Annotated in this window: 16 protein-coding genes; 7 read left to right on the forward strand and 9 right to left on the reverse strand. The window is 67.4% G+C overall.

What is annotated here, in order from left to right; genetic code table 11:
* Positions 1-90: 90 nt before the first annotated feature.
* Together K3551_RS17555 and trxB are read right to left on the reverse strand one after the other, a co-directional pair.
* Positions 91-384 carry a hypothetical protein gene (locus K3551_RS17555; RefSeq protein WP_259916274.1) on the reverse strand — a complete coding sequence of 98 codons (294 nt, stop codon included), beginning with the start codon at positions 382-384 and terminating at the stop codon, positions 91-93.
* Between the two features lie 74 nt (positions 385-458).
* Complete coding sequence (gene trxB / locus K3551_RS17560) at positions 459-1,472, reverse strand: thioredoxin-disulfide reductase (RefSeq protein WP_259916277.1); 1,014 nt, start codon at positions 1,470-1,472, stop codon at positions 459-461.
* A gap of 297 nt (positions 1,473-1,769) precedes the next feature.
* Here trxB and K3551_RS17565 point away from each other — a divergent pair, with 297 nt between their 5' ends.
* Entirely contained in the window at positions 1,770-2,270 is a 501-nt protein-coding gene (locus K3551_RS17565) for an Lrp/AsnC family transcriptional regulator (RefSeq protein WP_259916279.1), read from the forward strand.
* A 12-nt stretch (positions 2,271-2,282) separates the two neighbouring features.
* On the opposite strand, the gene K3551_RS17570 is transcribed toward K3551_RS17565, so the two are convergent.
* From K3551_RS17570 to K3551_RS17585, 4 genes are all read right to left on the reverse strand, one after another.
* Complete coding sequence (locus K3551_RS17570; RefSeq protein ID WP_259916280.1) at positions 2,283-3,335, reverse strand: succinylglutamate desuccinylase/aspartoacylase family protein; 1,053 nt, start codon at positions 3,333-3,335, stop codon at positions 2,283-2,285.
* Positions 3,335-4,240 carry a 30S ribosomal protein S6--L-glutamate ligase gene (gene rimK, locus K3551_RS17575; protein WP_259916283.1) on the reverse strand — a complete coding sequence of 302 codons (906 nt, stop codon included), beginning with the start codon at positions 4,238-4,240 and terminating at the stop codon, positions 3,335-3,337. The genes K3551_RS17570 and rimK overlap by 1 nt, the downstream gene beginning before the upstream one ends.
* The gene (locus tag K3551_RS17580) at positions 4,237-4,689 is read right to left on the reverse strand and encodes a RimK/LysX family protein (protein WP_259916286.1); all 453 of its coding nucleotides are present in this window, start codon (positions 4,687-4,689) and stop codon (positions 4,237-4,239) included. The genes rimK and K3551_RS17580 overlap by 4 nt, the downstream gene beginning before the upstream one ends.
* Positions 4,690-4,770: 81 nt before the next feature.
* Positions 4,771-5,691, reverse strand: coding sequence for a manganese-dependent inorganic pyrophosphatase (locus K3551_RS17585; protein ID WP_259916300.1), 921 nt, complete (start codon positions 5,689-5,691; stop codon positions 4,771-4,773).
* An 86-nt stretch (positions 5,692-5,777) separates the two neighbouring features.
* Here K3551_RS17585 and K3551_RS17590 point away from each other — a divergent pair, with 86 nt between their 5' ends.
* The 3 genes from K3551_RS17590 (at position 5,778) to K3551_RS17600 (ending at position 8,125) form a co-directional block, all read left to right on the forward strand.
* Positions 5,778-6,434, forward strand: a complete 657-nt coding sequence (locus K3551_RS17590) for a DUF2161 domain-containing phosphodiesterase (RefSeq protein WP_259916303.1) — start codon at positions 5,778-5,780, stop codon at positions 6,432-6,434.
* 79 nt (positions 6,435-6,513) lie between these two features.
* Positions 6,514-7,344 carry a DMT family transporter gene (locus K3551_RS17595; RefSeq protein WP_259916304.1) on the forward strand — a complete coding sequence of 277 codons (831 nt, stop codon included), beginning with the start codon at positions 6,514-6,516 and terminating at the stop codon, positions 7,342-7,344.
* A gap of 43 nt (positions 7,345-7,387) precedes the next feature.
* Positions 7,388-8,125, forward strand: a complete 738-nt coding sequence (locus tag K3551_RS17600; RefSeq protein WP_311199747.1) for an alpha/beta fold hydrolase — start codon at positions 7,388-7,390, stop codon at positions 8,123-8,125.
* Between the two features lie 78 nt (positions 8,126-8,203).
* Here K3551_RS17600 and K3551_RS17605 read toward each other — a convergent pair whose 3' ends face one another.
* Positions 8,204-8,875 (reverse strand): HAD hydrolase-like protein, encoded by a 672-nt coding sequence (locus tag K3551_RS17605; protein ID WP_259916312.1) that lies wholly within the window; start codon positions 8,873-8,875, stop codon positions 8,204-8,206.
* Between the two features lie 84 nt (positions 8,876-8,959).
* Between K3551_RS17605 and glmU the strand changes: the two genes are divergently transcribed.
* From glmU to K3551_RS17620, 3 genes are all read left to right on the forward strand, one after another.
* A complete protein-coding gene (gene glmU, locus K3551_RS17610) occupies positions 8,960-10,303 on the forward strand; it encodes a bifunctional UDP-N-acetylglucosamine diphosphorylase/glucosamine-1-phosphate N-acetyltransferase GlmU (RefSeq protein WP_259916314.1) in 1,344 nt (447 codons plus the stop codon).
* Entirely contained in the window at positions 10,303-12,108 is a 1,806-nt protein-coding gene (glmS, locus tag K3551_RS17615) for a glutamine--fructose-6-phosphate transaminase (isomerizing) (protein ID WP_259916317.1), read from the forward strand. The genes glmU and glmS overlap by 1 nt, the downstream gene beginning before the upstream one ends.
* 109 nt (positions 12,109-12,217) lie before the next feature.
* Positions 12,218-12,838, forward strand: a complete 621-nt coding sequence (locus K3551_RS17620; RefSeq protein WP_259916320.1) for a DNA alkylation repair protein — start codon at positions 12,218-12,220, stop codon at positions 12,836-12,838.
* On the opposite strand, the gene K3551_RS17625 is transcribed toward K3551_RS17620, so the two are convergent.
* Together K3551_RS17625 and K3551_RS17630 are read right to left on the reverse strand one after the other, a co-directional pair.
* On the reverse strand, positions 12,835-13,599 hold the full coding sequence (locus tag K3551_RS17625; RefSeq protein ID WP_259916323.1) for a DUF2189 domain-containing protein: 765 nt from the start codon (positions 13,597-13,599) through the stop codon (positions 12,835-12,837). The two genes, K3551_RS17620 and K3551_RS17625, sit on opposite strands and share 4 nt — an antisense overlap.
* Positions 13,600-13,663: 64 nt before the next feature.
* The gene (locus K3551_RS17630; RefSeq protein WP_259916324.1) at positions 13,664-14,641 is read right to left on the reverse strand and encodes a glycerophosphodiester phosphodiesterase family protein; all 978 of its coding nucleotides are present in this window, start codon (positions 14,639-14,641) and stop codon (positions 13,664-13,666) included.
* Between the last annotated feature and the right edge of the window lie 19 nt (positions 14,642-14,660).

The raw sequence follows: 14,660 nt of genomic DNA on the forward strand, positions 1-14,660 counted from the left end.
AAAAGTGCGTTCACGCCAGAACAAACTTGTCGCAGGCGGAATCCTGCGCATCCCCGCCAACGCAGGAGATTAGGTCACCGGGTGGTCAGGTCAAAAGTAGGGCGCGAAACACGCAGCCTGCGCGGGGTCTGCCGCGCCGCGTCCGGTCAGGACCGCCTGGGCCGCCAGCGCGCGGGGATCGGCGGGGTCGCGGGCCAGCGCCGTCTGGATCGGGGCCGCGTTGCCGGTCCGGATCGCGTCTACCAGGGGGCCGTCGCGAACCGGATCGGGGTCGGGGCATGTCCCGCCCGAGGCCAGCGCGGGCGCGGCGCGTGGGGTCGGACCATTCCCACCCCCTCCGCAGGCGGTCAGCATCAGGGCGGTCAGGATAATCATCAGGCGCATGGGGCGAATTCCTCGGGCTGTTGCCGCACCCTGCCCCGACAGCCCCCCCGGCTCAAGGCCGGGGCAGCCGGAGGTTACTCTGCCGGTTCGTCGACGGGGGCACCATAGCCCAGCGGCTCCGACTGATCTTGCGCGATCTCGCTGTCGAGGCCGTGCTCGGCCAGGAACCGCTCCGCCTCCAGGGCGGCCATGCAGCCCATGCCAGCGCTTGTCACCGCCTGGCGATAGATGTGATCGGTCAGGTCGCCCGCCGCGAAGACGCCGGGGATCGATGTGGCCGTCGAGTCGGGGGCGGTCTTGACGTAGCCGCCGGAGTGCAGCTCCAGCGTGTCCTTTACCAGATCAGAGGCGGGCGCGTGGCCGATGGCGACGAAAAACCCGTGCACGGCGATTTCGCGCGTCTCGCCGGTTTCGCGATGCTTCAGCCTCAGACCCTCGACGCCGCGCGGGGTTTCAGCGCCGAGAACCTCGTCGATCTCATGATCCCAGATCACCTCGACCTTGGGGTTCTTGAACAGGCGGTCCTGCAGGATCTTTTCTGCGCGCAGGGTGTCACGGCGGTGAATCAGGGTGACCTTGCTGGCGAAGTTGGTGAGGAACAGCGCCTCCTCCACGGCGGTATTGCCACCGCCGACGACGGCCACGTCCTTTCCGCGATAGAAGAACCCGTCGCAGGTCGCGCAAGCCGAGACACCAAAGCCCTTGAAGTGTTCCTCGGACGGCAGGCCCAGCCACTTGGCCTGCGCCCCGGTGGCCAGGATCAGCGCGTCGCAGGTATAGGTGTTGCCGCTGTCGGACGTCGCGGTAAAGGGCCGCTTCGACAGGTCCAGCGACGCGATGTGATCGGACAGGATCTCGGTGCCGACGGCGCGGGCATGCGCCTCCATGCGGACCATCAGGTCGGGGCCCTGGACCTCTGTGTCGCCGGGCCAGTTCTCCACCTCGGTGGTGATGGTCAGCTGGCCGCCGGGCTGGATGCCCTGGACGAGGACCGGCTCCAGCATGGCGCGGCTGGCGTAGACGGCGGCGGTATAGCCAGCCGGGCCAGAGCCGATGATGAGAACCTTGGAATGGCGGGTGTCGGACATGGGGGCCTCCTGCTCAGAGCGCTCGATATAGGGTCCGAATCGGGCTGGGGGAAACCCCCGTCGCGCGTCCGTGATCCTGCGCCCGTCAAAGTCGGGCACAAACGCCCCGATCGCCCCCGGCGCGGGCGATTGTCCCGGCATTCGCGCCGCAGCCAGGAGGATGCCGCGATCCCGGATCCAAGAGGGGGTGCAAATTGGGCCCATTTCCGCAAGTATCTTTCGCCTACTTGAAAGAATGTTGCGCCAGATGCCGGGCTGTGAGACAGACACGCAAACTGCCCTGCAACGGATTCACCCATGCCTATTTCCAAGCTTGACCCCATCGACCGCCAGATCCTGGCCGAGTTGCAGGACGATGGGCGCATGACAAACGTGGAGCTGGCGCGCCGCGTCGGCATCAGTGCCCCGCCTTGCCTGCGCCGTGTCCGCGCGCTGGAAGAGGCCGGGTTCATCCAAGGCTACCACGCCGATGTGGACGCGCGGAAACTGGGGTTCGAGGTGCAGGTCTTTGCCATGGTGTCCCTGCAGCGACAGGCAGAGGTGGATCTTTCCGCCTTTGAGGCGTTGTGCCGCGACTGGCCGTTGGTGCGGGAATGTCACATGCTGAACGGCGAAATCGACTTCATCCTGAAGTGCGTGGCCCCGGATCTGTCGACCTTTCAGTCGTTTCTGACCGGGGCACTGACGGCGGCCGACAACGTGGCGTCGGTCAAGACTTCGCTGGTGATCCGGGGGGCCAAGGATGTGCCCGGCGTGCCCTTTGACGTGCTCGAAGCCCGGCTGGCGCAGGAGGCCTGATCCCGCGCGGGGTCAGATGATTTCGTCCTCGTCGAACAGCGGATCGCCCGCGATTTGCCCGGCCAGATCATCGACCGAGGCTTCGGCCTGGGCGACCGATGGCACCCGTGCCAGGTGGAACACGGCATCGCCTTCGTTAACGACGGGCATGACCGCACGCCCGACGACGATCCCGTCGAAAGGCGCGATGATTTCCTGCTCGACCTTGCCGAAGGGATCGGCGACCGCGCCCATGACCGTGCCCTCGGCCACCACGTCCCCATCGGCGCGGTAGGTTCGAAGCAGGCCGCCCGCCGGGGCGCGCAGCCATTTGGAACTGGTGCAGAGCTGCGGCTTGGCCCGGGCCGCCATGATCCCGCGCCCCCCGATCATCCCCTTGTAGCGCAGCACGCGCAGGATGCCCGCAACGCCCGCGCGCACGCAGTATTCGTCGAACCGCAGCCCCTCGCCCGCCTCATAGAGCAACACATCGCGGCCGATGTCCTTGGCCGCGCCGCGCAGGCTACCGTCGCGCAGGGGGGATTGCAGGATCACGGGGGCACCGAAAACCTCGGCCAGGTCGCGCATTGTTGGGCTGTCGGGCGAAATCCGGATCTGCGGCAGGTTGGTGCGGTGGATCGCCGCCGAATGCAGGTCGATGCCCAGATCGCAACGGGCCACGATCTCATGCAGGAAGATATGCGCCAGCCGGGAGCCGAGCGAGCCGGACCGCGTGCCGGGAAAACAGCGGTTCAGATCGCGGCGGTCGGGCAGATAGCGGGAGTGGTTCATGAAGCCGAAGGCGTTCACGATTGGGATCACGATCAGCGTGCCCTTCACCGACTTCAACGCCGCGGACCGCAACAGGCGGCGCACGATTTCCACGCCGATGACTTCGTCGCCGTGGATGCCCGCGCTGACAAAGACGGTGGGCCCGTCGATGCGCCCGTGGATGACCTGCACCGACATCGACACCGGCGTGTGGTCCGACAGACGGCTGACCGGCAGTTCGACGACGGCGCGCGTGCCCGGATCAACCGTCCTGTCGCCGATCACGAAGGCCGGGCGGCGCGCCGTCTTCGGCATCAGCCCTTGCCCTTGGTCCGGGTCACGCCGGGCTTGGCGCTCTTTTCCAGGTGCTCGATGATCTTGCCCGCGATGTCGATGCCCGTGGCCTTTTCGACCCCTTCCAGCCCCGGAGAGGAATTGACCTCCATCACGACGGCCCCGTGATTGGCGCGCAGCATGTCGACACCGCAGACCGCAAGGCCCATGGATTTCGCGGCACGCACCGCGGTCGAGCGTTCCTCCGGGGTCAACTTGATGACCTGGGCCGAGCCGCCCCGGTGCAGGTTGGACCGGAATTCGCCTTCGGCCCCGGTACGTTTCATCGCGGCGACGACCTTGCCGCCGATGACCAGCGCGCGGATGTCGGTGCCGCCCGCCTCCTTGATGAACTCCTGGATCAGGATGTTGGTGTTGGTGGCGCGGAAGGCCTCGATTACCGATTTGGCGGACCGGTCCGTGTCGGCCAACACCACGCCCAGGCCCTGCGTGCCCTCCAGCAGTTTGACCACCAGGGGCGCGCCGCCGGCCAGGGCCAGAACCTCTTCGGTCTGCTTGGGGTCGTGGGCGAAGGTCGTGACCGGCAGGCCGATGCCGTCCCGTGCCAGCAGCTGCATCGACCGCAGCTTGTCGCGCGACCGCCCGATGGCCACAGATTCGTTCAACGGATAGACGCCCATCATCTCGAACTGCCGCAACACGGCGAGCCCGTAAAAGGTGATCGAGGCCCCGATGCGGGGGATGACCGCGTCAAAGCCGACAAGCTTTTCCCCGTTGTAATACATCTCGGGCCGGCGGCTGGCGATGTTCATGTAGCAGCGCAGCGTGTTGATGATCTGCAACTCGTGGCCGCGCGCCTCAGCGGCCTCTTTCAGGCGCTGGTGGGAATAGAGATTGGCATTCCGGGCCATCATCGCGATTTTCATGATCTATTCCTTCGGGTTGATTTCGGCAGGTCGGCATTGCTGGTCAGATAGTGCCGCCCCGGATCGACGACGATCCCGTGGCGGCTGAGGGCGCTGCGGCCCACGATCATGCGAAAGCTCATTTCAGTACGCTCGGTGAGCGACAGGTCGATCGACCAGGCCCGCCGCGCGATGCGAAACCGCGTGCGGATCACGATGCGCGTCTCGGGGACGCCGCTGGTATTGGTGATGTCGCGTTGGTCGTGGACCGGGCATTCCACGTCGGTGTCGCGCGCGTCGTCGTCGAACCGGGTGTGGAACCGGACCCATTGCGCATCGTCGCGCACGAAGGTCTCTATCTCGGTCGCGTGCAGGGCAGAGGTGCGCGCGCCCGTGTCGATCTTGGCGCGCAGGCTGCCCAATCCCAAAAGAGGCAGACCCACACGTTCTTGCCAGCCGATGACGAGCATTGCACGTCTCCCCTACTGGACGTCTCTGGGGACTTTAGGGCAGGTCCGCCCCCATGGCTACAGGCCATGAGGGCAGTTCGATCAAACCTTTAGCGCCGGGATGATCTGCTTCTTGCGGCTCATCACGCCGGGCAGGACGACGGTATCGCCAGACACGGTGGCGGCGAAGCTTTTCTCGGCCACGGTCTTGGACAGGTCGTTGGGGATCAGCATCGTGGCTTCCTCGTTCAGGATGTCCACAACGAACAACAGAACCTGTTCCACCCCGTCCTCGGCGGCAACCGCCGGCATCGCCTCCATCAAGGCGGCCTTGCGGTCCAGAACGGCCGCCGGCGAGGTGGTTTCCAGAACCGAGACGCGGAACTTTGTGCCCTCGACCGCATATTCCTTGGAGTCCATCCGCAGAAGCTCCGCCTCGGAAAAGGCCGAGACGTCGGATTTGGCGGCGAACATCTCGGCGGCCAGATCGGGGATCGAGACGCCCAGATCCTCGGCCAGGCGTTCGGCCACGGCGCGGTCATGGTCGGTCGTGGTGGGCGACCGGAATTCCAGCGTGTCCGACAGGATGCAGGTCAACATCGCGCCCTTGATGCCCTCGGGCGCGGTCGACAGGGCCTGGCCCATCAGGTCGGCCATGATCGTCGCGGTGCAGGCCAGCGGGCGGATGGTGATGTCGATCGGACCGGCCGTTTCCAGCCCGCCGACCAGCTTGTGGTGGTCGATGATCTGGCGCACGTCCGCCTTGGCGATATTGGCAGGCAGTTCGGCGGGGTTGTTGGTGTCCACGATCACGCAGGGCTGATCCGCCTCGACGTCGGCGATGATCTGCGGCTTGTCCAGACCCCAGCGGGTCAGCATGAAGGCGGCCTCGGTGTTCGGCTCGCCCAGCAGGGCGGGCGCGGCGGGGGTGCCTGCGACCTCTGACAGGTACCAGGCCCACGCAATAGGAGAGCCGGTGGAATCGGTATCGGGCGACTTGTGGCCGAAAACGAGGGTGGTCATGGGCGACGTCCTTCATCAGAAACGAATTTGGCGCGGCCATATCGCGCCCACGCGGGCTTGTCACGCCCACGCCGACCGGAGGACCAATGCGCGAAACCGATCTCTACCCGCCGGTCAAGGCCCTGCTGGAAGGGCAAGGCTATGTCGTCAAAGGCGAAATCGGCGCGGCGGATGTGGTCGGGGTGCGTGGCGAAGACCCGCCGGTCATCGTCGAGTTGAAAACCGGGTTCAGCCTGTCCCTTGTGAACCAATGCATCGACAGGCAGGCCATCACGCCGCATGTGTACCTGGCCGTGCCAGAGGGGTCCGGCGCGCGGGCCTATGGGGCGTTGAAATCCAACCTCAAACTGGCCCGCCGATTGGGTCTGGGCGTGATCACCGTGCGTCTGCGCGACGGGCTGGTGGTGGTGCACTGCGATCCGGGTCCGTTCCAGCCGCGCCTGCTGAAGAAACCGCGCGAGCGGCTCTTGCGGGAATTCGCGCGTCGGCGCGGCGATCCGGCCCAGGGCGGGGCCACGCGCGACGGGCTCATGACCTCATACCGGCAGGACGCGCTGGCGCTGGCGGCGCATCTGGCGGCGCATGGGGCCTGCAAGGGCAGCGTGGCGCGGGATGCCACCGAGGTGCCGCAGGCGACGCGGATCCTGCGGGACAATCATTACGGGTGGTTCGTGAAGATATCGGTCGGGGTCTATGACCTGTCGGAAGCCGGGCGCGCGGTCGCGACGGGGACAAATCCTTAAATAAGGATTTGAGGCAAACTTTTCGTGAAAGTTTGCGCCCCCTCTCGACAGCGATACGCCCGCCGGTCACTCAGGGGGCATGCAGCTATTCCTCCTTGCCGCGCTGGCCATGTGCTTTCTGGCCGCCAATTCCCTGCTGACCCGCGCAGGTGTGCTGGACGGCACGGACCCGCTGGCCTTTGCCGCCCTTCGCGTTGGGGCCGGGGCGGTGGTCCTGTCCCTGCTGTCGCTGCGCCGGGGCATCACCCTGACCGGCGGTCGGCGTTGGGGCGCGGCGCTGGCGCTGGCGATCTATCTGCTCGGGTTTTCCTTGGCCTATCGCACCTTGGACGCGGGCGTCGGCGCGCTGATCCTGTTTGCGATGGTGCAACTGGGGCTGTTCGGGATCGGCCTTGCACGCGGAGAGGGCACGGGACCACGACAACTGGGCGGCATGGCGCTGGCGCTGGGGGGGCTGGCCTGGCTGCTGTGGCCCGGTGAGGGGACGCGGATCGACCTGATCGATGCGGGTCTGATGGTCGCGGCCGGGCTGGCCTGGGCCTTCTATTCGCTGGCTGGGCGGTTCGAGCCGCGCCCCCTGGCCGGATCTGCGGGCAACTTTCTGCTGGCTGCCGGATTGTTCGCGCTGGCCGCACCGCTTTGGCTGGATGGGCCGATCACCGGGTTCGGCGCGCTGATGGCGGTTCTGTCGGGCGGCGTCGCATCGGGGTTGGGATATGCCATGCTGTTCCGGGTATTGCCCGCTATGGGCAGTGCCACGGCGGGCCTGGCGCAGCTGTCGGTGCCGGTCATCGCGATGCTGGCTGGCGCGCTGATCCTGGCAGAGGTGCCCTCGCCCCGCGCGCTGGCTGCCGGCGCGCTCGTATTAGCGGGGATCGCGCTGGCCACCTTGCGTCTGCGCCGGGCGTGACGTCACGGGTGTGCTGCGCGCCCGCGCGGTTTATGTTTACGGAATGATGTTGCGTGCGCTCCTCCTCTCCTTTCTGCCGCTGGCGGCCTTGGCCGGGACGCCCCCCGGCCCGGAATGCGTCGTGCTGCTGCATGGATTGGCGCGGGAGGATACCTCCTTTCTGCTGATGCAGGAGACGCTGACGCTGGAGGGGTATGCCGTCGTCAACAGCGACTACGACAGCACCGTGGCCCCGATCGAAGAGCTGGCAAGCACCGCCCTGCCCGAGGCACTGGCCGCCTGCCCCGCTGACGCCTACCGCGTGCATTTCGTCACCCATTCCATGGGCGGCATCCTGCTGCGGCAATACGTGTCGCACCATCAGGTGCCGCGCCTGGGCCGGACGGTGATGCTGGCCCCGCCGAATCAGGGTTCGGAACTGGTAGACGAATTGGGAGAGCTGGCCCCCTTCGAATGGCTGAACGGCCCGGCAGGGGGCCAACTGTCGACCGATGGCCTGCCGGCGCGTCTGGGCCCCGTCTGGCGCAACGTGGGCATCATCGCCGGATCGCGCAGCCTGAACCCGGTCTATTCGGTGATCCTGCCGGGGGCGGACGACGGCAAGGTGTCGGTCGCATCCACCAAGGTCGAGGGGATGACGGCGCATCTGACCCTGCCCGTCAGCCACACCTTTCTGATGAACAACCCGGTCGTGATCGGTCAGGTGCTGTCGTTCCTGCGGACCGGTCGGTTCGAGCCGGGCCTGGGTCTGCTCGATGTGATCGAGACGCTGACGGACTAATGGAGTAGCGGTGCGGGGCCCCTTCCCCGACGACTATGCCCGACTGTCTGCGGTCCGGGAATTTCCCCGGCCTGCGGATCACAGGTCGAGGGCGGCCAGGACGGCGTCGAGGTCGTCGTAATGGTGCAGCAGCGCCTCGGGCGACAGGCTTGACACATCATGGGCACCGGGGCCGAAAGTGACCAGAACACAGGGCACCCGCGCCGCCGTCGCCGTCTTGCGGTCGGTGTCGGTGTCCCCGATCAGGACCGCCCGCGCCATGTCCCCGCCCGCGCGGTCCACTGCGGCGACCATGTGGTCGGGATGGGGTTTGCGCACAGGCAGGGTATCGGCACCCACGAGGCTGTCGAACAAATGCCGCGCGCCCAGGTCGGCCATAAGCTGTTCGGCCAGGCCCTCTGGCTTGTTGGTGGCGATCCCGACGGCATCGCCCTGCGCCCGCAGGGCCGCGACCGCGTCCAGCGCACCGGGATAAAAGGTGGTGTGCCGGGAAATCGCCTGACCGTAGGCGTCCAGCAGCGGCTGATAGCCCGCATCGACCAGCGCCTCATCCTCGATGCCCGCGCGCCCGAGGGCCAGGCGCAGCATGGCGCGCCCCCCGCGCAGCGCGGTGGCGCGATCCTCCACCCGGTCCGCATCCAGCCGTTCCACCTGACCCAGATGCGCCAGGGCCGCATTGGCAGCCGCCAGCAAATCGCCGGAAGTGTCGCAGAGCGTGCCGTCCAGATCGAAAATGACAGTTCGTTTCATGTCTCGGTGCCCTTTCGCCGATCCCGCCCTTGCGGCACGTCCAAGGGCAGCTAGAACGGCGGGGACCGCAAGGAAAGGCCTCACATGCCCACAGCTCTGATCGTTTTGGCCGCCGGACAGGGCAGCCGCATGCAGTCCGACCTGCCCAAGGTGCTGCATCAGGTCGCCCATGCGCCGCTGCTTGTGCATGCCTTGATCGCGGGGCAAAGCCTGTCGCCCGACCGCACCGTCATCGTTGCGGGCCATGGCGGCGACGCGGTCGAAGCAGCCGCGCGGGACCACGACCCGGAAGCCACCGTGGTGCGCCAGACCGAACAACTGGGCACCGGTCACGCTGTGCAACAGGCGCAGGCGGCGCTGGACGGTTTTGCCGGCGATGCGATCGTTCTGTATGGTGACACGCCCTTTATCCGGGCCGAGACCCTGCAGGCCATGCTGGACGCGCGCGCCGCCGGGGCCGATGTGGTCGTCCTGGGCTTTGAAGCGGCCGATCCCGGTCGGTATGGCCGCCTTGTCGCCGATGGCGACCGGTTGGAGCGGATCGTGGAAGCCAAGGACGCCACCCCCGATGAACTGTCGATCCGGCTGTGCAATTCCGGCGTTCTGGCCGCCGATGCCGCGACGTTGTTCGCGCTGTTGGATCAGGTCGGCAACGACAATGCCTCAGGCGAATATTACCTGACCGACGTGATCGGCCTGGCCCGTGCCGCCCGTCTGTCGGCCCGCGTCGTCACCTGCCCCGAAGCAGAAACGATGGGCGTCAACACCCGTATGGATCTGGCCGCCGCCGAGGCGACCTTTCAGACCCGCAAGCGTACCGAGGCGATGGAAAACGGGGCCACCCTGACCGCGCCCGAAACGGTGTTCTTCGCCCATGACACCTATCTGGGCCGGGATGTCATCGTCGAGCCGAACGTCGTCTTCGGCCCCGGCGTCACCGTCGAAAGCGGCGCGACCCTGCGCGCGTTCAGCCATCTGGAGGGGTGCCACGTCTCTGAGGGATGCGTGATCGGGCCCTATGCCCGCCTGCGTCCGGGGGCGGAACTGGACCGGGGTGCCAAGATCGGCAACTTCGTCGAAGTGAAAAACGCCCAGGTCCACGAGGGGGCCAAGATCAACCATCTGACCTATGTGGGCGACGCCGAGGTCGGCGCGCGGGCAAATATCGGCGCGGGCACCGTCACCTGCAATTACGATGGCTATTTCAAGCACCGGACCGAGATCGGCGAGGACGCCTTTATCGGCTCGTCCACCATGCTGGTGGCCCCGGTGCGCGTGGGCGCGGGCGCGATGACCGGCTCGGGCAGCGTGATCACGATGGATGTGGCGGACGGCGCGCTGGCCCTGGGCCGGGCCCAGCAAGTGACCCGCGAAGGCTTTGCCACGCGGCTGCGGGCCAAACTGAAAGCCGCGAAGGAGAAACGCTGATGTGCGGAATTATCGGGATCCTGGGCGACCACCAGGCCGCGCCGATCATGCTGGATGCGCTCAAGCGGCTGGAATACCGCGGCTATGACAGCGCGGGCATCGCCACGGTCCGCGACGGTGTGCTGGACCGGCGCCGCGCGGTCGGCAAGCTGGTCAATCTGGCCGACCTGCTGGTCGAGGATCCGCTGGCCGGGCGCGCGGGCATCGGCCACACCCGCTGGGCCACCCACGGCAGCCCCACGGTCGCCAATGCCCACCCGCACCGCGCGGGCCGGGTGGCGGTCGTCCACAACGGCATCATCGAGAACTTCCGCGAGCTGCGCGCCGAGTTGGGCGGCACCTTCGAGAGCGAGACCGACACCGAAACCATCGTGCGCCTTTGCGAAAGCTATCTGTCCGAGGGGCTGTCGCCCAAGGATGCGGCCTTTGCCACGATTGACCGGTTGGAAGGTGCCTATGCCCTGTGCTTCCTGTTCGACGCACAGGACGACCTGCTGATCGCGGCCCGGGCCGGATCCCCCTTGGCCATCGGCCATGGCGACGGCGAGATGTTCGTGGGATCGGACGCCATCGCACTGGGCCCGCTGACCGACCGGATGACCTATCTGGAGGAAGGCGACCGCGCCGTCGTGACCCGCGCGGGAGCCCGTATTTTCGACGCCGAGGGCAAGCAGACCCACCGCGAAATGCGCCGCATCCGGATGGAGGCCACACGGATCGAAAAGGCCGGCCACAAGCATTTCATGGCCAAGGAAATCCATGAACAGCCGCAGACCCTGTCGGATGTGCTGAACACCTATCTGGACGGCGACCGGGTGGCCCCGCCGGGCGACTACGACTTTGCCGCCACCGACCGGGTGCAGATGATCGCCTGCGGCACCGCGCATATTGCCTGCACAGTGGCGAAATACTGGTTCGAGGCCTTGGCCCGCCTGCCGGTGGATGTGGATATCGCCTCTGAATACCGCTACCGAGAGGGGCCGATCGGGGCCTGCAACACCGCGCTGTTCGTGTCGCAATCGGGCGAGACGGCGGACACGCTGGCGGCGCTGCGTTATGCCAAGGGCCAGGCGCGCGCGATCCTGTCGGTGGTCAACGTCGACACCTCGTCGATTGCCCGCGAGAGCGATACCGCCTTTCCGATCCATGCGGGTGTGGAGGTGGGCGTCGCCTCGACCAAGGCCTTCGTCAACCAGCTGGCGGTCCTGCTGTGCCTGGCCATCCGGGCCGGCGTGCAGCGCGGGCACGTGTCCCCCGCACGGGAATCGGCACTGGTGGGCGAATTGCGTGCCCTGCCGGGGATCGTCTCGTCGGCCCTGGGCATCGAGAGCCGCTGCGAGGCCTTGGCCCGCCGCCTGGCCGAGGCGACCGACATCCTGTTCCTGGGGCGCGGACCGATGTATCCCCTGGCCCACGAAGGCGCGCTCAAGCTGAAGGAAATCAGCTATATCCATGCCGAGGCCTATGCCTCCGGCGAGTTGAAGCACGGGCCGATTGCCCTGGTCGACCGGACCCTGCCGGTGGTGGTTTTCGCACCGATGGACCCGCTGTTCGACAAGACCGTCAGCAACATGCAGGAGGTCATGGCCCGCGAGGGGCAGGTTCTGCTGGTGACCGACGCCGAAGGGGCCGCCGCCGCATCCGAAGGCGTCTGGGAAGTCCTGGTGATGCCCAAGGTAGACCCGTTGCTGGCCCCCATTCTGTATGCGTTGCCAGCGCAGCTGCTGGCCTATCACACCGCCGATCACAAGGGCACGGACGTGGACCAGCCGCGCAATCTGGCCAAATCGGTGACGGTGGAATAAGCCCCCTGATCGCATCTGCGCGGGGGGCGCGGGGGCTCTGCCCCCGTCCCTGCGGGACTCCCCCGCGGTATTTATGGCCAGAGGAAGACTGGGCCGGATTGGAACGTTGATGACCCTCGATGAGATCATGGCCCGGCTGACGGCCGCCGCAGACCCGGAACGGGCCGCCAAGGACCGCGCCGCCAATCGCACCGACCGCGAAACACTGGGCGTGGCACCCGAAGTGCTGCGGGATCTGGCGGTGGAGGTGCGCGAGGCAGTCAGCGTGGATCGTCGGGTTCTGCTGGCGGATGCGCTGTGGCGGGCCGAGGGGTTCGACGCGCGGATGCTGGCGCTGCGGATGCTGACGCAGGCGCGGATCCGGCCCGATGTCGGGGTCTGGGCCCTGCTGGAACGCTGGGTGCACCACTTCGACTGTCGGGCCATCGCGGATGCGGGGGCGGCGGCGATCGGGCGCCGCTTTGCCGCCGATCCGACGCGGCTGACGGTTCTGGACGACTGGGCGGGTGCGGCGAACGTCTGGACCCGGCGCGCGGTGTTCACCGGCACGGCAGGCTTTGCCAAGCTGCGCCACCCCTCCGAAGCGGAGCAGGCGGCGCGCGAACAGGTGCTGGCCCTGGCCGCCGCCATGACAGACGAGACGCGCCCGGTGATCCGTCAAGCCATCGACGGCTGGCTGCGCGACCTGGCCAAACACGACCCCGAGCGGGTGGCCGCCTTTCGCGCCTAGGCAGGCACAGCCCGGCGATAAAGGTGCCAACTGGCATGGCCCAGCACCGGCAGCACCACCAGCAGCCCGGTGAACCAGGGCACCAGGGCCGCCAGTGTCAGCCCCGCGATCAGCGCCGCCCAGGCCGTCAGGACCACCGGGTTGGCGCGAAACACCGCCAGGCTGTGGCGCATGGCGGTGACGAAATCGACCTCGCGTTCCAACAGCATCGGCAGGCTGACGCAGGTCACCGCAAAGAGGAACAGCGCGCAAAGCCCGCCAAACAGAAGTTCTGCCGCGATCATCGCCAGCCCGCGCCCGCCCAGATAACTGGCCAGGTCGTCGGGCGGGCCCAGCAAGGCCGAGGGCCCCATGATCAGGGCAAACAGCATGTGGGCCACGAAGGACCAGAACAGAAAGTAGATCAGCAGAACCGCACCCGCCCATGGGATCTGCCGCGTCCGCTCGCGCCAGACGACGCCCAGGACAGCGGGAAAGCTGAGCGGCTCGCCCCCATGAAGGCGGCGCGACACCTCATAGAGGCCGACGGCCAGGAAGGGCGCGATCAGCGGAAACCCCAGCGACAGCGTCAGCGTCCAGGTGAACAGCCCCGCGCCCAGCCCGCGCAAGGCCAGCCCCGCCAGCACATAGATCGCCGCAAAGAACAGCCCGTAATGCGGGGCGGACAGGTAATCGGCCCAGCCCGCGCGCAAGGCGCGGCCCAGGTCGCCGGCGGCCAGCCTTGGGACAGGCGGCAGGGGCGCGGGGGGGTCGGGTGTCATGACGCTCCTCCTCTGGGGGCGGGATCAGGGTGCGCGGGCGACCGCGGGCCGTCCTTGACCTGCATCATGGCGCGGGTTTTGCGCGACGCAATGGGCCGATGACCTCGATCCGGTTGGTCCAGAGGTACGCGTCCAGCCGGGCGGGCACGCGGGCCAACATCTGTTCATCGTCGATCCCGCTGGAAAAGCCGGAACCGTCGAGCGGCCCGAGAAGGATCACGGTCGTTCCGTGCGTTGCCATGCGCGCGGTCAACCGGTGCGGCCACCCCCAGAGCCAGGGGGCCACATTCAACGGCAGCGCGATCAGCCGGTCGCGACAGGCCTCCGGCACGTAGCCGGACCACCCCAGAAGGGCGTAGCGGATCACGCAGGCCTTCAGCGCCGGGCGGTCGTAGCCCCGCAAGCCCGGACGCGCCGCCAACGCCGCACGCGTGGGCGGCGCGCCGCCATAGACGCCGAAGACCTGCGCGTCGTGGTCGCCTGCCGACAGCAGCTCCGCCAGTGCCGCGCCTTCCTCCGCGCGGCGGCTCTTGAAGTTGATGAGGTAGGGGCCGGAGCCATCCGACAGGACCTCGGCCAGGGTCGGCATCTGCCCCCGTGCGGTGCCCCGCAGGGGGAAGCTCTCTCCGTCGCTGGTATAGCCGTGGCCCAGATCCAACCCGCGCAACAGCGTCATCGGCTGTTCATGGGTCACGCCGGTGCCATCGGTCTGACACTCCAGCCGCCAGTCGTGAAAGACCGCGAACTGCCCGTCGGGGGTGAGATGCACGTCAATCTCTACCACATCGGCCCCGAACCCGAACGCCGCCTGCATCGAGCGGCGGGTGTTGGCGATATAGTCGTGTGTCACCGGCAGGATAGGGTTGGCGGTGCAGGTATCGTTCGTTCGCTCCGTTCCCGCACGGATCTGGTGGACACCGCGATGTGCCAGCAGGCGCGGCGTGCGGTCCTCGGGGAGAGCGACGATGGCCGAAGTGTTCCCCAGCCAGAGCGCAAGGAGAAGGAGGGAGAAGACCGATAGGGGGCGCATCAGACGGGTCATTCCCGCGACGTTCGCAAAA

Origin of the sequence: Jannaschia sp. M317, assembly GCF_025141175.1 — a bacterium.
GTDB lineage: Bacteria > Pseudomonadota > Alphaproteobacteria > Rhodobacterales > Rhodobacteraceae > Jannaschia.